The 16,597-nt window shown below is 27.5% G+C and carries 16 protein-coding genes and 1 pseudogene; 15 read left to right on the top strand and 2 right to left on the bottom strand.

Going from position 1 to position 16,597, the window contains the following annotated elements; all coding sequences use genetic code 11:
• Positions 1-13 precede the first annotated feature (13 nt).
• From L8X33_RS01940 to L8X33_RS08750, 11 genes and pseudogenes are all read left to right on the top strand, one after another.
• Positions 14-1,261, top strand: coding sequence for an ankyrin repeat domain-containing protein (locus tag L8X33_RS01940; RefSeq protein ID WP_133318769.1), 1,248 nt, complete (start codon positions 14-16; stop codon positions 1,259-1,261).
• Positions 1,258-2,004: an SDR family NAD(P)-dependent oxidoreductase gene (locus L8X33_RS01935; protein ID WP_263669812.1), complete on the top strand. Its 747-nt coding sequence runs from the start codon at positions 1,258-1,260 to the stop codon at positions 2,002-2,004. Before L8X33_RS01940 ends, L8X33_RS01935 begins: the two co-directional genes overlap by 4 nt.
• 16 nt (positions 2,005-2,020) lie before the next feature.
• Positions 2,021-3,733 (top strand): Na+/H+ antiporter NhaC family protein, encoded by a 1,713-nt coding sequence (locus L8X33_RS01930; protein WP_133318771.1) that lies wholly within the window; start codon positions 2,021-2,023, stop codon positions 3,731-3,733.
• Positions 3,734-4,771 (top strand): tRNA (uridine(54)-C5)-methyltransferase TrmA, encoded by a 1,038-nt coding sequence (gene trmA, locus L8X33_RS01925; RefSeq protein WP_263669811.1) that lies wholly within the window; start codon positions 3,734-3,736, stop codon positions 4,769-4,771. It abuts the gene before it with no gap.
• 803 nt (positions 4,772-5,574) lie between these two features.
• Entirely contained in the window at positions 5,575-5,898 is a 324-nt protein-coding gene (locus L8X33_RS01920; RefSeq protein WP_133318774.1) for a MarR family winged helix-turn-helix transcriptional regulator, read from the top strand.
• Positions 5,899-5,911: 13 nt separating this feature from the next.
• Positions 5,912-7,084, top strand: a complete 1,173-nt coding sequence (locus L8X33_RS01915) for an MFS transporter (RefSeq protein ID WP_263659077.1) — start codon at positions 5,912-5,914, stop codon at positions 7,082-7,084.
• 74 nt (positions 7,085-7,158) lie between these two features.
• Entirely contained in the window at positions 7,159-7,530 is a 372-nt protein-coding gene (locus L8X33_RS01910; protein WP_257928492.1) for a CoA-binding protein, read from the top strand.
• Positions 7,523-8,734 carry a threonine ammonia-lyase gene (gene ilvA / locus L8X33_RS01905; protein ID WP_263669810.1) on the top strand — a complete coding sequence of 404 codons (1,212 nt, stop codon included), beginning with the start codon at positions 7,523-7,525 and terminating at the stop codon, positions 8,732-8,734. Before L8X33_RS01910 ends, ilvA begins: the two co-directional genes overlap by 8 nt.
• A gap of 43 nt (positions 8,735-8,777) precedes the next feature.
• Positions 8,778-9,269, top strand: a complete 492-nt coding sequence (locus L8X33_RS01900) for a PAS domain-containing protein (protein ID WP_263665206.1) — start codon at positions 8,778-8,780, stop codon at positions 9,267-9,269.
• Between the two features lie 85 nt (positions 9,270-9,354).
• Positions 9,355-9,846 carry a PAS domain-containing protein gene (locus L8X33_RS01895; protein WP_263669809.1) on the top strand — a complete coding sequence of 164 codons (492 nt, stop codon included), beginning with the start codon at positions 9,355-9,357 and terminating at the stop codon, positions 9,844-9,846.
• A 716-nt stretch (positions 9,847-10,562) separates the two neighbouring features.
• A pseudogene (locus tag L8X33_RS08750) lies at positions 10,563-11,234 on the top strand (methyl-accepting chemotaxis protein); the annotation flags it as partial.
• A gap of 10 nt (positions 11,235-11,244) precedes the next feature.
• On the opposite strand, the gene lon reads toward L8X33_RS08750, so the two are convergent.
• Together lon and bamD are read right to left on the bottom strand one after the other, a co-directional pair.
• Complete coding sequence (gene lon / locus L8X33_RS01885) at positions 11,245-13,623, bottom strand: endopeptidase La (protein WP_263669808.1); 2,379 nt, start codon at positions 13,621-13,623, stop codon at positions 11,245-11,247.
• Positions 13,623-14,279 (bottom strand): outer membrane protein assembly factor BamD, encoded by a 657-nt coding sequence (gene bamD, locus L8X33_RS01880; protein ID WP_263669807.1) that lies wholly within the window; start codon positions 14,277-14,279, stop codon positions 13,623-13,625. Before bamD ends, lon begins: the two co-directional genes overlap by 1 nt.
• Positions 14,280-14,454: 175 nt before the next feature.
• On the opposite strand from bamD, the gene fliW reads away from it, so the two are divergent.
• From fliW to L8X33_RS01860, 4 genes are read left to right on the top strand one after another with little or no spacing between them, the layout of a single operon-like run.
• Positions 14,455-14,850: a flagellar assembly protein FliW gene (gene fliW, locus L8X33_RS01875; RefSeq protein ID WP_012661666.1), complete on the top strand. Its 396-nt coding sequence runs from the start codon at positions 14,455-14,457 to the stop codon at positions 14,848-14,850.
• The gene (locus L8X33_RS01870) at positions 14,850-15,578 is read left to right on the top strand and encodes a pyrroline-5-carboxylate reductase (RefSeq protein ID WP_263661812.1); all 729 of its coding nucleotides are present in this window, start codon (positions 14,850-14,852) and stop codon (positions 15,576-15,578) included. The genes fliW and L8X33_RS01870 overlap by 1 nt, the downstream gene beginning before the upstream one ends.
• Positions 15,575-15,871 carry a hypothetical protein gene (locus L8X33_RS01865; protein WP_263661811.1) on the top strand — a complete coding sequence of 99 codons (297 nt, stop codon included), beginning with the start codon at positions 15,575-15,577 and terminating at the stop codon, positions 15,869-15,871. The genes L8X33_RS01870 and L8X33_RS01865 overlap by 4 nt, the downstream gene beginning before the upstream one ends.
• Entirely contained in the window at positions 15,855-16,583 is a 729-nt protein-coding gene (locus tag L8X33_RS01860; RefSeq protein WP_263669806.1) for a prepilin-type N-terminal cleavage/methylation domain-containing protein, read from the top strand. Before L8X33_RS01865 ends, L8X33_RS01860 begins: the two co-directional genes overlap by 17 nt.
• Positions 16,584-16,597: the final 14 nt, after the last annotated feature.

The following is a 16,597-nucleotide window of genomic DNA, read 5'->3' as shown; positions in this document are numbered from 1 at the left end:
CAAAGGAAAATATTTGAGGATTTTATTATTTAGTTTGATTATAAGTTTAAATGCATTAGCTTTAGATTACACTTGCGGGTATGTCAAAGAAAATAAGATGGATTTTTTTAAAGAGTTTAAACCACAAGTTTCTCAAGATTTTGCTCAAGTAGATTTAAATTGCGATTTTTCTTTAAAAAATAATCAAATTACAAAAAGATTATATGAGCTTGCTAATGAAATTAGAGGAAGCAATAGTGCCTGTATGGGAGGGGAATATTTTAGCGATTTGAGAAAATTTGATTTTAAATTATTAGAAATTGCACTTGATCCGCAAGTTTATCAAAAAACTTTACAAGATCCTATAATACTTGAAGAAAAATTTGCAAAATTAAAAGCTTATTTTAGATTTTGGGCTTATCAAAGTATAGGAAATTTTAAACTCTTTAAGGAATTTTGGAAAGAGTATAATAATGCGATTAATCCTTTAACAAAATATTTTCAAAACGAATTTAATCTAGATAAAGCAAGTGCTATTTACTTTGCTAGTAATGCTTTGAATGAATTTTTAAATTGGGCAGTTGGTGAGACTAAAATCTTTAAAGATATTTCGGACTTTGAAAAATTTGTGGCTAATAAAAACAACTCTTTAGAACAAATAAAAGAATATATTTATTCTAAAAAAATTAGCAATTTAGAATTAAATAATGGTTTTAAATCTGCTTTGTTAAACAATAGAGAAAGTCAAATTATAAGTGAGTTTATAAAATTAGGTGTAAAAATAAATGAAGGTTATGAGTCTGCTTTGTTTTTTGCATTAGATAGTGCAGATAATGTCAAGCTTTTATTAGAAAATGGGGCTATTATTGATTATAGAAATTCTTTTGGAAAAACACCTTTGTTTTATGCAGTTGAATACAACAATTATAAGGTTGCAAAAGTTTTGTTAGAAAATGGAGCTAATGTAAATCAAAAATACATTAACGATAATGAAAAACTTTCTATTGCTAGTATGGGAAGCAATACGCCATATTTCATTACTTTATGTGCACTTGAGCATACTTCTAAAAATATTTTTATGCATGGAGCAAACTATGCAGATGTAAAAATGCTTAAGTTACTTATAGATTACAAAGCAAATTATAAAGAAATTGATGATTTGGGATTTAACGCTCTTGATTTTGCCATAATTGCAAAAAAAGAACAAAATATTAAATATCTAAAAAAACTTGGTTTAAAGGAAAATGAGAATTTGATGCTATATGAAGAGACACAACCATGAAAACTGCTTTAATAACTGGAGTAAGTTCAGGTTTTGGACTAGAGAGTTTAAAAGCTTTAATAGAACTTGATTATAAAGTTATAGCTATAGCAAGACGCAAAGATAGATTAGAAAAACTACAAGAGCTTTATGGGGATAAAATTTATCCCATAGAACTTGATGTTAGAGATAAACAAGCAGTTTTTGCATCAATTGAAAATTTACCTCAAGATTTTGGCAATATTTCTTTGCTTATTAACAACGCAGGTCTTGCTTTAGGTTTAAATGAATTTGATTCTTTGGATATTGAAGATATTGAAGCCATGGTAGATACTAATATCAAAGGCTTTTTATATGTAGCAAGAGCTGCTTTACCTTTACTTAGAAAAGCAAAAAATGCCCACATAATTAATCTTGGCTCAATTGCAGCTAATGTGCCTTATTATGGAGGTAATGTTTATTGTGGAACTAAGGCTTTTGTGGCACAATTTTCCAAAGCTTTAAGAACGGATTTGCGTGGAAGTAATATAAAAGTAACAAATATCGCTCCAGGGCTTTGTAAAACTGAATTTAGTGAAGTGAGATTTAAAGGTGATATTAAAAAAGCTGATGAGGTTTATGAAAATACTAAATATATCAAAGCTGAAGATATAGCAAAAATTATTACTTTTATCATTAGCTTACCTGAGCATATTAATATTAACGAAATAGAGCTTATGCCTGTGACTCAAACATGGGCAGGAACTTTTAGCGAAAAAATATAAAAACTTAAGGATAATTATGAAAATTTTTTATTTATTATTAGCTCCTTTGTTGTTATTTGCTGATGCACAAGCAAATGCAGAACTTTTTGGAGCTTGGACGCTTTTACCACCGGTGATAGCTATTATTTTAGCTTTTGTTACTAAAGATGTAGTACTTTCGTTATTTATTGGTGCATTAAGTGGTACTTTTATGTTAGGACTTATTGAAAATAGTATTTACCATGCTATCATTGCTTCTTTTACAGGCTTTATTTCCAAAGTGGTAAATGCCATGGCAAGTCCGGGTAATGCAGGAATTTTATTGCAAGTTTTAACTATAGGTGGTGTTGTAGCTCTTATTACCAAAACAGGGGGGACAAAAGCAGTAGCTCTTTGGCTTTCTACTAAAGCTAAACAAGCAAAAAGCTCACAATTTGCTACTTGGTGCATGGGAATTTTTATTTTCTTTGATGATTATGCCAATTCATTAATCGTAGGTCCTATCATGCGTCCGGTAACAGATAAATTTAGAGTAAGCCGTGAAAAGCTTGCTTTTATAATGGATGCAACTGCAGCACCAATTACCGGTCTTGCTATCATTTCTACTTGGATAGGACTTGAAATTTCTTTAATTCGCAGCGGATATGATCTAATTGATAATGCAACTTTTGCACATTTAGGTGTAGTAAAAGAAGAAATTAACGCTTTTGAAATCTTTGTACAAACCTTACCTTATAGATTTTATAATCTTTTTATGTTGATTTTTGTTGTTTTGACTATTTATACAGGTAGGGAATTTGGACCTATGTTAAAAGCTGAACTTAGAGCTAGAGCAGGTAAATTTTCTCATGGTCATGAACAAATTGATAATATAGAAGATAAGGTCTTAGAGCCAAAAGAGCATGTAAAATTGCAAGCTTCTAATGCTATTATACCTTTAGCTGTCTTGATCGTGTTTTCATTTATAGGTTTTTATTTTAGTGGTTATAATGCCTTAGATGATGTGAGTGTTAAAGCACAAATTGATGCAGCACCGCTTAGTTTATTTGCTTTTAGAGAGACTTTTGGCGCAGCTGATGCTTCAGTTGTATTGTTTCAAGCAGCGCTTTTAGCTACCATAGTAGCTATTATTTTGGGAATGTATAGAAAAATATTTACTTTAAAAGAAGCTATTGCGGTTTGGACTCATGGCTGGAGAACTATGATTATGACTGTGATTATTTTACTTTGTGCATGGTCATTAGCTTCTGTGATTAAAGATTTGGGAACTTCTAAATATTTAATTGACTTATTTTCAGATAAAACACCTCTTTATTTGCTTCCTACAGCAATTTTTATTTTTGCTTCTATTATTTCTTTTTCAACGGGAACTAGTTATGGAACTATGGGTATTTTAATGCCTTTGGCTATTCCTTTAGCTATGGCTGTTGGGGTTCATAATGAATTAAGCGGAGCAGAGTTACACCAATATATGATTATTAATATTTCAGGGGTTTTAACAGGAGCTATTTTTGGAGATCATTGCTCGCCAATTTCTGATACAACTATACTTTCGTCTATGGGAAGTAAGTGTGATCTTTTAGCTCATGTTAGTACACAAATGCCTTATGCTTTGAGTGTTTGTGCTATTAGTATACTTTGTGGTTATTTACCAGTAGCATTAGGACTTAATGTGTGGCTAGGACTTGTTTTTGGAATCTTAGCTATGATAGCTTTACTTTTTGTGGTTGGCAAAAAGGTAGATGCGTAAATGTATTTTGAAGAAAAAATTGCTTTAAACAAAGCATTGTTTTCTTCTTTATATGATGGAGAAATTCAGTGCTTTAAATCACCTTTAAAAGCTTATAGAACTAGGGCGGAATTTTCTATATATCATCATGAAAATGGGAAAATTTCTTATGCAATGTTTGAAAATAAGAAAAAAATTCCTATTGAAAATTTTGATATAGCAGATGAAAAAATTCAAAAATATATGCCTATTTTATTAAATAATCTAAATGAAAATTTAAAAGAAAAGCTTTTTGGAGTAGAGTTTTTAGCTACAAAATTAGATTTAAGTATAACTTTACTTTTCCATAAAAATATAGAGCTAATCACACAAGATTTACAAGAATTAGCAGAAAAATTAAATCTCAAGCTCATAGCAAGAAGTAGGGGTAAAAAACTTGTATTTAATGGAGAAAATTTAAGACAAATTTTAAATATCAATACAAATGAATTTTTATATGAGTTTAATAATGATTGTTTTATCCAACCCAATACTTTTATTAATGAAAAGATGAACGAATGGGTTGTATCTTGTGTAGAGAGTGATTTTAAGCAAGATTTATTAGAGCTTTATTGTGGTTATGGAAATTTTACCATAGCTTTAGCAAGAAATTTTAAAAAAGTTTTAGCAACTGAAATTTCTAAGAAAAATATTGAGTTTGCTTTAAAAAATTGCGTTTTAAATTCTATTGAAAATATAACTTTTACAAGGCTTTCTAGTGAAGAGTTAAGTCAAGCATTGAAAAAAGAAAGGGAATTTAATCGCTTAAAAGACATAGATTTAGATGGTTTTAAAATATCTCATGTCTTAGTTGATCCTCCAAGAGCAGGACTTGATTTAAGTGTGATTGAACTTATTAAAAATTATGAAAATATCATTTATATATCGTGCAATCCTATCACTTTAAAAGAAAACCTTGAGAAATTATGCAAAACTCATAAAATATCCAAATTTGCATTTTTTGATCAATTTGCAAACACAAATCATCTTGAATGTGGTGTTTATTTGAAAATCAAATAACAATATAAAACATTAATTTTGCACATATTACAATAATTATAGTAAAAATAAATACAATAGGGTGAATATATGCATGAAAAGGATTTTGTTTTTTTAAGATTATTTTATAAAAAAGAGAAAATAGTATTAATATAAAAATACATAAAGCAAAGAATATTTTGCAAATAAATATCCAATTTAATGAATTTAAGTGAAAATGAGCTAAATATAAACCGCTAAGAAATAAAATCAATACAATAGGTGGCATTATTTTAATTGTATTTTTTATATCCAAATTTAATTTTCTTAATAAGAATACATCGGTAAATAAAAATCCTATAAAAAATATAGCACAAAATAAATGTATTATTAGTATATAAGGATAAATATCGATCATGATTACAACCTTTATTGCGATAATTTTTAATATTTTACAATACTCAGTGGTAAAATTTATTGACTTATGTTAAATTATATTAAGCATTATAAAATAATAATGCAAGTTTTATTAGTATAAATAAAGTCTCTAATGTCATAGTTTAATCTAAGCTAATTTGAGTTTGTCAATACTACAAATATTTGTAAATTTAAAATATTATAACAAAGTTACAAGCTTTAATTTTTTGATATTTTTTATCTTAAATGCAGAATGTATTTAAGGAAAAAACTTATATAAGTTAGAATTTATGTAATCTTTGTTACTATTAAAATAGTTGATTTAATCAATTAATTTTTACAAAGGATTTCTCATATTTTTTCAAAAAATTACTTATACAAATAGAAAAATACTCTATAAAGTCAATGAAATTTTAAAGCCATTTGGATTGAAATCAAGTGATTGGAGAGTTTTTGTTTATTTAAGCCATCATCAAAATAGCACTTTAGCTCCAATATGTGAATTTTATCAAATGGATAAAGCTATACTTTCTAGAGTTGTTTCCAAACTAGCAAAACTTGAATATATAGAGTTTTTAAAAGCTGATGATAAAAGAGAAAAGATCATTACTTTAAGTGCCAAGGGTAAAGAAATTTTTTTTGATGCAAATGTTTGTATAAGAAAATATGAAAAAGAAATCTTAGATATATTAGATGAACAAGATCAAGAAGTGCTTTTAAAATTACTTGATTATATCAATGAAAAAATTTAAGAAAGGTTTTTTCATGGGTCTTAGTAAGAAATATAATTTATTTAATATAAATTTTTTCTGTATTTTTGGGATAAATTTTGTTATTTGTCTTGTTTTTTATATGAGTACTATTTCTAGTACAGATTATGTTTTGGGTGTTTTAAATCTTCAAACTAGCACCGCAGGACTTATAATGGGTGCTTTTGTTATAGGTGCTTTGCTTTCTAGACTTTATTTTGGTTCTATTATTGATGGTATTAATATAAAAAAAGTGATTATATTTTCACTTTTATTTTATCTTTTTATTAATTTAATGTATTTGAAATTTTATAATGTGTATTTTTTGGTATTGATACGCTTTTTAGCTGGAGTTTGCTATGGAATTTGTTCTTGTGCTTGTGGAGCAGCTATTGCTAGAATAATACCTAGTAATAAAAGAGGAATTGGTATAGGGTATTATGCCACGAGTGTTGTTTTAACTTCAGCTTTAGGGCCTTTTTTGGCCATAAAACTTGACTCTATCAACTTATTTCAACTAAGCTTTTTAATTGCAAGTGTGAGTATTATCTTTGCATTAGTTTTATCAATTTTTTTAAAAGTAAGAAGATTTAAAAAACATTATCATGTAAAAAGAAAATTTAGTATTTATAATTATTTTGAAAAATCAGTTTTAAATTTGGCTTTGATTACTTTTTTGATCGCATGTCCTTTTGGAGCTATTATAGCTTATATGAGTGCTTATACTCAAAGTTTAAATTTAAGCTTTGCTGGATCTATGTTTTTTGTAATATATGCCGGATTTTCTATAGTTTTTAGACCTCTTGCTGGAAAGGTATTTGATAAACATGGAGCTAATATTGTAATAATTTTTTCATTATTTAGTTTTATATTGTGTTTACTTTTACTTGCGTTTGCAAAAAATTTTTATATGATTATTATCGCCGGTATATTTTGTGCACTAGGTTATGCAAATGCTACTTCAAGTGCACAAGCTTTGGCTATCAAACTAGCTCCTAAAGAAAAAATGGGGTTAGCTAATTCTACTTTTTTTCTATCTTTGGATTTTGGTATAGGAGTTAGTCCTTATTTGTTGGGTATTGTTGAACCAAGTATAGGTTTTGCTAATGTCTATGCACTTTGCGCTGTACTTGTTTTGTTTGCTCTTGTTTTATATTATTTATTAATAGTTAAAAAAACTTTTTGTTAATTTTATTTTAGATACAATGCTTTTTTAAAAATAAGGAAAAAGCATTGTGTGATACTCATAAAATACTAAGTTCTATGAAAAATATCGCCATTATAGGACTTAGTCCTAATCAAGAAAAACCTTCGTATTTTGTAAGCAAATATTTACAAGATTTATCTTATACAATTTATCCTATCTATCCTAAAGAAGATTTTATTTTAAACGAGAAAGTTTATAGAAATTTAAGGGAAATTCCTTTTGAAATTGACACGGTTGTAATGTTTAGAAAAGCAAGTTACGCAAATGAAATTTTTGAAGATCTTTTAGCTAAAAATGTTAAAAATTTTTGGATGCAACTTGGTATTATTAACGATGAAATAATGCAAAAATGTAAAAAATTTGGTATAAATTGCGTTCAAGATCGTTGTATTAAAATAGAATTAGATAAAAAGGTAAATCATGATTGAGTTAAATAAAATTTATCAAGCAAAGCAAAAAATTGCAGATTTTGTATTAAAAACCCCTTTGGTGCACTCTTCTTTTTTAAGTGAGTTTTTAGATACTGATGTTTTTCTAAAATGTGAAAATTTACAAAAAACAGGTGCTTATAAAATCAGAGGTGCTTATAATGCTATTGCTAATTTAAGTAAAGAACAAAAGCAAGCAGGTGTAATAGCTGCAAGCGCTGGAAATCATGCACAAGGAGTTGCAATTAGTGCTAAAAAATTTGGGATAAAAGCTGTGATTGTTATGCCTGAAGCTACACCTTTGCTAAAAGTAAGTGCGACTAAAAATTTAGGTGCAAAAGTGATTTTAAAAGGAGATAATTTTGATGAGGCTTATGCTTATGCGTTAAATTATGCTAAAGAACATCATTTAAATTTTATTCATCCTTTTGAAAATGAAAGTATTATAGCAGGGCAGGGTACTTTAATGCTTGAAATGCTTGATGAAATAAGTGATTTAGATATGATTTTAGCTCCAGTTGGTGGTGGAGGTTTGATTAGTGGAGTGGCGAGTGCTGCTAAGCAGATTAATCCTAATATAAAAGTTATTGGAGTAAGTGCTAAAGGAGCTCCTGCTATGTATGAGAGTTTTAAAAGTAAAAAAATAATCAATTCAAAGGCTGTGAGAACCATAGCTGATGGTATTGCGGTGCGTGATGTAAATAAAATTAATTTTGATATTATTCTTGAATGTGTTGATGATTTTATTCAAGTTGATGATGAAGAAATAGCTAATGCGGTGTTGTATTTACTTGAAAAACACAAAATCACAGTTGAAGGTGCTGGAGCATCAGCAGTTGCTGCACTTTTACATAAAAAAATAGATTTAAAAAATCATAAAAAAATAGGCGTGATTTTAAGCGGTGGAAATATTGATGTACAAATGTTAAATATTATCATAGAAAAAGGTTTGTTTAAAGCTTTTAGAAAAATGCTTATCAATGTTACTTTGGTTGATAAACCAGGAGCTTTGAGTACTTTGAGTGATGCTATAAAAGAAGCTCAAGCTAATATAGTTAAAATTGATTATGATAGATTTTCCACTAAGTTAGAATATGGTGATGCGATGATTTCAATTACTTTAGAAACAAAAGGAAAAGAACATCAAGAATTAGTCAGAAAGATACTTTATGACAAAGGTTTTAATTTCAATGAAATTTTATGATAAATGAAATATAATATTTTGTAAATAAATTATAAGGAAAAAAATGTCGCAAGAAAAAATTTTAGAACCAGATACATTAATAACTTCTAAGACAGATTTAAAAGGGGATATTATTTATGCTAATGATGATTTTTTAAAATATGCGGGTTATAAAATGGAGGAAATTTTATATAAACCTCACAATATTGTGCGTCATCCTGATATGCCAAAAACTGTTTTTAAATGTTTATGGGATTATATACAAGATGGAAAAGAAATTTTTGCTTTTGTTAAAAATAAAACCAAACAAAATGATTATTATTGGGTTTTTACTAATGTTACAGCTTCTTTTGATGAACAAGGAAATATTATAAATTATTATTCAGTTAGAAGAAAACCTAAAAGAGAGGCAATATCAACCATAGAGCAAGTTTATAAAATTCTTTTAGAAATAGAAGAAAAAGATGGTATAAAAGCCGGACTGGATGAACTTGTTAAGATAGTTAATTCTTATGGTATGAGTTATAATCAATTAATTTTAGAGCTTCAAAGATGAATTTGATAAATTTTGTTTATAAATTATTATTTTGTATTAAGATATAATCACTCTCTTTTTAATTTTAAACTAAGGAGATTGTGTTATGTCTTCAGAAAAAATTCTAACCTCGGATGTTTTAATAACATCAAAAACTAATTTAAAAGGTGAGATTATTTATGCAAATGAGGATTTTTTGAGATATTCTGATTATAAAATTGATGAAATTTTATATAAACCTCACAGTATTATGCGTCATCCTGATATGCCAAGAACGGTTTTTAAATATTTATGGGATAACATTCAGCTTAAAAAAGAAATTTTTGCTTTTGTAAAAAATAAAACAAAATATAACAATTATTATTGGGTTTTTGCTAATGTAACTGCTTCATGTGATGAAAATGGAAACATTTTAAATTATTATTCAGTTAGAAGAAAACCTAATGTTGATGCTATCAAAACAATGGAAGAAATTTATAAAGTTCTTTTGTTGAAAGAAAAAGATGGTGGTATTAAATCTGGAATAGAGGAGTTAAAAGCAATAGTAAAATCTTATGGGGTAACCTATAATGAACTAATGATGAAAATTCAAAAATAAAAAAAGGATTTCTTATGAAAAATATTTTGTTTCTTGGTATAGTTTTAAGCATAGTAGCCTGTATTAATTCTTTGCTTTATGCAGAGTTTATTTCTTTAGGTTTCTTTTTAGTTTTGTTTTGTTTATTTATATATGGATTGTTTATTTTAAAAAAAGAAGAACAATTTAGTGATAAGATTTTACATCTTAGTAGAGAGTTAAAAAATGGTAATTTTGATTCAAGAATTGTATATATTAAATGTACTAATAAAAAATTAAAAGAAATTGCTGATAATCTTAATAACACAATAGATGGTTTAGAGGCTTATTTAAGAGAAATAAATACTTCAATTGCTTGTTCTCAAAAAGGTGAATATTTTAGAAGAGCTATCCCTGAAGGTTTAAAAGGTATTTTTGTTCATAATATTAACTTTATTAATAAAGCTTTGGATGAGATAGAAAAAACTGGAAAATTGGTGTTTAAGAATGCTTTATCAAGAGAACTTATGGACTTGAGTTTAAATAGTCAAAATAAAAATTTATTAAAATTATCTACAGATTTAAATGCTATCATTAAACTTATGAGGAAAGTTTTTGGTGATATTAAAGTTATTTCTAATACAGCGCAAAAAAATGGTATCGAGATTGGTGGCTTACAAGAATCAATTGGTTTTATGATGCAAGTAGCCAATGAAAGTAAAAATGCTGTTGATACTTTTGCTTCAAATTCTCAAAACATCAATGCGATTGTTGAAGTAATTAGGGATATTGCAGATCAAACTAACCTACTTGCTTTAAATGCAGCTATTGAGGCAGCTCGTGCGGGAGAGCATGGTAGAGGTTTTGCGGTAGTTGCAGATGAAGTAAGACAACTTGCCGAAAAAACACAAAAAGCAACAGGTGAAATTACTTTAGCAATTCAAGTAATGAATCAAGAAATAGGCTTAATACAAGAAAATAGTGAGAAGGTTTATGGTATAGCTAGTTCTTCTGATGCTAAAATTTTAGATTTTAGCCAAGCTTTTAAAGATCTTGAAGGAAAGAGTTTGCATTTAGGAGAAGATTTTGTTAATTTTGCATCTGATTTAACTCTTTCTGCTATGAAAATAGATCATATATTATATAAATCTGATGTTTATTTAACTCTAAATGGTTCTCAAGAAAATCTTCAAAATCTAGATCCTATTTCAACTTTATGTAAAGATGAAGATGCAAAAAGCATTTTCTGTCCTTTAATTCCTCCTAAAGAATTAGAGTCTAAAAGTGAATTTATTCAAAATGTAGCTAACAAAGCAGTGAAGCTTTCTAAAAAGGAAAGCATTTCTAAAGAGGATTATGATTGTATTATAGAAGATATACAAAATTTAGAAAGAGAAAGTAAAGCTATTATAGATAAATTAGAAGCTTAAAGCTTCTAATTTAGATAAGAGCTATTTTTAAAACTTCTTGTAAATTTTTTACCCCAATAATTTTCATATTTTTTACTACTTCTTCAGGAATATCTTTTAAATCTCTTTCATAGTTTTTATGTGGGATAATGGCTGTTTTAATATCAGCTTTATAAGCAGCAATAAGTTTTTCTTTTAAACCACCTATTGGTAGAACATTGCCCATTAGATCAATTTCTCCAGTCATTGCAACATTTGATTTTACTTTCTTGTTGCTAAAAATAGAAGCAATGGCTGTGGTAATAGTTATGCCTGCACTTGGTCCGTCTTTTGGAGTGGCTCCATCTGGTACATGAATGTGAAGATTGTATTGATTGTATATGTTTTCATCTTCTTTGTAGAAAAGTTTCTTTGAGACTTTAATTTGTTCATCATCGATTAAATTCTTAACAAGACTTTGAGCAATTTTTGCTGATTCTTTCATTACATCGCCTAAGCTCCCTGTTAAAGTTAGATCACCCTTGCCTTTGATTTTAATGGCTTCGATTTTCAATACATCTCCACCTACTGCAGTCCAAGCAAGTCCATTTACCTGTCCGATTTTATTTTCTTTTTCGTGCTTTTCTATTTCAAAGACTTTTTTACTTAAAAAATCTTTTAAATTTTTATCATTAATTTCAATATTTTTAATATCTTTTTCTAAAAGAAGTTTTTTAACACATTTTCTACAAATTTCAGCAATTTTTCTTCTTAAATTTCTTACACCTGATTCTCTAGTATATTCATTCACTATTAATTCTATAGCATCATCACTAAAGCTTATTTCTTCTTTTTTTAATCCATGTTTTTTTATTTCATCAGGTATGAGATAGTTTTTGGCTATTTGGAATTTCTCTTGAGGAGTGTAAGAGCTAAGTTCTATAAATTCCATTCTATCTTTTAGAGCAGGTGGAATTAAACTTGCATCATTTGCAGTAGCTATGAAAATGATTTTGCTTAAATCGATGTTAAAATTTAGATAATAATCTCTAAATTTAGTATTTTGTTCAGGATCTAAGATTTCAAGTAAAACTGCACTTGGATCTCCTCTATGATTGCGACTTAGTTTATCAATCTCATCAAGCACAATTACTGGGTTGCTTTGTTTTGCTTCTATAAGTCCTTGTATAATGCGTCCTGGCATAGCTCCTATATAGGTTCTTCTATGTCCTCTTAGTTCATTAACATCTTCTAAACCACCTAAAGCTATGCGCACTAACTCTCTTTTTAATGCCTTTGCGACTGAATTTGCTAAAGAAGTCTTGCCAACACCAGGAGGGCCAACTAAGCACAAGATGACTTTTGCACCATCTCTATCTTTAATCTTGCGTTTTTCTAAAAGTTCTTTAACTGCAAAGTATTCTTCAATACGCTCTTTTGGTTTTTCTAGGGCATAGTGATCACTATTGAGTTGTAAAGATACATCTTTTAAATTTAGTTTTTTCTTTGAGGAGTGCTCAAAAGGTATATCTAAAACCGTTTCTATGTAAGTTTGCACCATAGAAGCTTCTGAATTATCTTGATGAATTCTTTCATATTTTTGAATTTGCTTTTTGATTTCTTTATAAGCCTCTTCATACATAAAAGCTTTTTTCTTTTCTAATTTTTTATTATATTCCTCTACTTCGCTTTCTTTTTGTATATCGCTTCCAAGCTCTCTTTGAATTTGTTTGAGTTGTTCTTTTAAAAAGTATTCTTTATTAACCTTGTCAATTTTAGAATGAACTTTATTTTTGATTTCTTTTTGGATTTTATTTGCTTCAATTTCTTTAGCTAAATAATCAATTAAATTTAAAAGCTTAGTTTCTAAATTAGTTTCGATAAAAAATTCATAAGCTTGTTGTTTTTTGATTTTAATAGAATTTAATATTAGATCACAAATTCTGCTAGGCTCGACATCTTCTTCTATAGTTCTTAAAAGATCAGGTGGAAAATAATGACTCACAGTCGATAAAGCTTTTGCTTTTTCTCTAACTACTTCTATAATAGCTTCTTTTTTTGTATTGCAAATTGGCTCTTGATGAATTAAATCAACTAAAGCATATAAAGGATCATCCGAAATTCTCTCAACAATCTTGGCTTTTGCATATCCTTGGAATAAAATTTTAATCCTGCCATCAGGCAGTGGAACTTTTCTCATAATACTCCCAATGACACCACAATCATATATATCATCAAAGCCACGCCCACCTTCAATTTTTGATGGTGCCACAAAAATCATACTTTCATTTTGTAAAGCGGTATCTAAGGCTTTAATATTTTGCATATCATTTAAAAAAATAGGTGTTATCATAAAAGGGTATAAAAAAAGCTCATCTTCTACAAGAATGGGAAGTTTTGTTGGATAGTTTTGAGTATTTTCTAATTTCATTACATTATACCTTCTTCAAATATTTTTCTATACCATGGAAGTTCTGGTTTAATCATATCAATTTTATTAAAATCGGAATTTTCGATTTTTTGCTTATAAATTTGATAGCTTTGTTCTCTGTTTTTTTTCTGATATAACTCTGCTATACTTGTATCAAGGTAAAAAACTGCAAGATTAAATTTAGTTAGCATAGTATCGATTAAATCATTATATTGTACATTAGGATAGTTTTGATTGTATTCTTTGATTTCTTCTATTGTTTTTAGCATTAAGGCTTGGTTACGATTTGGAACAGCAAAAGAGTCAAATTTAGCTTTGATTTTTAAATATCTTATATAAGCTACATTTTTAGAATCACCAAATTTGTTTAAATATTCATCAAGATAAAAATTTGCCATTTCATATTCTTCTTCACTAATATGAGCTTGAGCTAATATAAGTAAAGTTTGTTCTAATAATGGATCAGCAATATGCTCACCTGCCATTGAAGTATAGTGTTTATCAGCTGCTTCAAGATTTTTTTCTTGTAAATCTTTTATAATTTGTTGATACCATTCCATAGAACTTAGATTATATAAATCTTCAGCTTTTTTCGAGCTACATGCTCCTAAAAATAAACCTGCAATAATAAGTGAAAAAATAAAAAGTTTTTTCATTGTGTTACCTTATAAATTTAATAATTGTAATTATAATGTTTTTATGTTTATGAAATTGTTAATTTTTAAAACTAAAATTATAGTCAAAAACTCTTAATTAGTGTAATTTTTAAAATTGGAACTAAAATTGCTTAATGAGTTGTAATTTCTTAGTCAATAGATTTTAGGAGGCAAGATGAACTTAGAAGTTAAATGTCCTATTTTAGGTTTTGAAGATACCAAAAATATGAATTTTTATAAAATAGACGAGGTTTTTTATAGACTTAAAAGCCTTGATGGTAAAGATTTTTCTTTTGTGATGATTGATCCTTATATGATCCGTCCTGATTATGATTTTGAAGTGCCTGATTATTATCAAGAATTATTAGCTTTAAATGAGCAAACTAATTTTGGTGTGTTTGTTATAGTAGCTATTAATGAGCCATTGGAAGAATCTACGGTAAATTTTTTAGCACCTGTTGTGATGAATTATGATAATAACTCTTTAGTGCAAGTGATTTTAGATACAAGCAAATATCCTAATTATTTTCAGTCTGAAAAGATTTCAGCTTTTATTAAACAAACAAAATAATGTCTGAAATTTATATTTTAGGAAATGGTGCTATGGCAAGTGCTATAGCTAAAGGTTTAGAGGATACTTATAAAGTAGTTATTGTTGCTAGGGATTTAAAAAAAGCCAGTGGTTTAAATTTAAAAGTATTATCGTATGATGAGTTTGATATGGATAATAAAAATATTATTTTGGCTTTTAAACCTTATGCATTAGAAGAAGTAGCTGTTAAATTAAAAGGCAAGGCAAGATGGCTTATTTCGGTTTTAGCAAACACTACTTTTGAGTGGCTTCATTGTATTGATGCACAAAATTATGTGAAAATTATGCCAAATACAGCAGCCGAATTTAAAGCTTCTACAACTGCTTATTTAATGGAAAAAGATTTATTTAAAGATGAAATTTTATCTTTGCTAAATACTTTTGGTAAAGCCATAAGTTTGCAAAATGAAAAAGAATTTGATATAGCTATGGTTTTGAGTGGTTGTGCTCCTGCATTTTTGGCTTTGGTAGCAGAAAGTTTAGCTAATGCAGGTGTGAAAAATGGTTTAAAAAATGAGCTTAGTTATGAGCTTACTCGTGCAAGTTTTGAAAGCTTTAGTGCTTTGTTTAATCATGCTCATCCTGCTATTATTAAAGAAAAAATTTGTTCTCCAGCAGGAGTAACTATAAAAGGAATTGAAGCTTTGGAAAAAAGAGCTTTGCGCGGTGCCTTTTTTGAAGCTTTTAATGCAAGTTTAAATAAATGAAGCAAGCTTTTAGTCTCCTAGAGCTTGCTTTTTGTATTGTAATTTTATCTTTTATTTTTGGATCTTATTATCTTGTATTTGCAAATAAATCTTTAAATGTTATATGGCAAAATCAAACCCTTTTTAATGAAGAAAAAGAATTGCTAAAGAAAATTCCTTTATATAAAGCAAAAGAGATAAATATAAATACTTACAACTTTTTAGAATACACTAGTGATGAATTTAAACTCAAATCTTTAAAAATAAAAGATTTATCCTATAAAGAAGCTTTTGTAGATGAAAAAGGCTTTTAGTTTATTGGAACTTGCGTTAAGCCTTGTTATTTTGGGTATTTTGATTACTATTTTAATTAATCCAGCTATGTATATTTATAATTATAGTTTTAATGTTAAAAAATCTAGTGAAATATTTTTTGATTTAAATCAAGCTTTACTTAGCATGGAGAAAATTTATAATTCTTGCTTGAATGCAATATTTACAAGTAATTCTTTTGAGTGTTATATGAGTGCAAATGATGATATTTTTTATGATTTGTCATTAAAAAAATTAAACTTCAGTGGTATTATTTTAGAAAATAATGAAAGTTTTTTTAGCCCAAAAAGTAATTTGCATTTTATAGAAAATGGAATTTCTGAAGGAATTTTGAGCAATTATAAAGATATGCATAGTATGAAGAAGTTGAAAATATATACTAGTGATTATATGTATATTTATGATATAAAAAATTCAAAAATCTATAAAATATTAGTTGATGATAGAGAAAAAATCAATTTTTTTGATGAGAGTTTTAGCGGATTTTATACTATTTTATATGCTTATATTAAGGTGTATTTGAAAAATAAAAATATTTATATGCAAATTGATGATTTAAATCATAACAAACAAGTATTTTTATTAGCTCAAAATATTTCAAAACTTATTTTCAAGCATGATGGTAAGTTATTAAAAATTATAATTTGCAGTAATACTCAAAATAGATGTTTAGATAAATGGATGCTTTTGTGAAAAAATCATTTGCA

This window comes from Campylobacter sp. CNRCH_2014_2849 (assembly GCF_025772845.1).
In the GTDB taxonomy this organism is placed as follows: Bacteria; Campylobacterota; Campylobacteria; order Campylobacterales; family Campylobacteraceae; genus Campylobacter_D; species Campylobacter_D lari_D.
The sequence above is the reverse complement of the archived record's forward strand: the minus strand, read 5'-3'. Positions and strand labels throughout refer to the sequence as shown.

Excerpts from the sequence above, each read along its gene's own strand:
- fliW (WP_012661666.1), top strand. The coding sequence starts at position 14,455 with ATGAACTTAGAAGTTAAATGTCCTATTTTAGGTTTTGAAGATACCAAA.
- L8X33_RS01865 (WP_263661811.1), top strand. The coding sequence starts at position 15,575 with ATGAAGCAAGCTTTTAGTCTCCTAGAGCTTGCTTTTTGTATTGTAATT.
- L8X33_RS01860 (WP_263669806.1), top strand. The coding sequence starts at position 15,855 with ATGAAAAAGGCTTTTAGTTTATTGGAACTTGCGTTAAGCCTTGTTATT.
- L8X33_RS01930 (WP_133318771.1), top strand. The coding sequence starts at position 2,021 with ATGAAAATTTTTTATTTATTATTAGCTCCTTTGTTGTTATTTGCTGAT.
- L8X33_RS01870 (WP_263661812.1), top strand. The coding sequence starts at position 14,850 with ATGTCTGAAATTTATATTTTAGGAAATGGTGCTATGGCAAGTGCTATA.
- trmA (WP_263669811.1), top strand. The coding sequence starts at position 3,734 with ATGTATTTTGAAGAAAAAATTGCTTTAAACAAAGCATTGTTTTCTTCT.
- L8X33_RS01915 (WP_263659077.1), top strand. The coding sequence starts at position 5,912 with ATGGGTCTTAGTAAGAAATATAATTTATTTAATATAAATTTTTTCTGT.
- L8X33_RS01910 (WP_257928492.1), top strand. The coding sequence starts at position 7,159 with ATGAAAAATATCGCCATTATAGGACTTAGTCCTAATCAAGAAAAACCT.
- L8X33_RS01895 (WP_263669809.1), top strand. The coding sequence starts at position 9,355 with ATGTCTTCAGAAAAAATTCTAACCTCGGATGTTTTAATAACATCAAAA.
- bamD (WP_263669807.1), bottom strand. The coding sequence starts at position 14,279 with ATGAAAAAACTTTTTATTTTTTCACTTATTATTGCAGGTTTATTTTTA.
- L8X33_RS01935 (WP_263669812.1), top strand. The coding sequence starts at position 1,258 with ATGAAAACTGCTTTAATAACTGGAGTAAGTTCAGGTTTTGGACTAGAG.
- lon (WP_263669808.1), bottom strand. The coding sequence starts at position 13,623 with ATGAAATTAGAAAATACTCAAAACTATCCAACAAAACTTCCCATTCTT.
- ilvA (WP_263669810.1), top strand. The coding sequence starts at position 7,523 with ATGATTGAGTTAAATAAAATTTATCAAGCAAAGCAAAAAATTGCAGAT.
- L8X33_RS01900 (WP_263665206.1), top strand. The coding sequence starts at position 8,778 with ATGTCGCAAGAAAAAATTTTAGAACCAGATACATTAATAACTTCTAAG.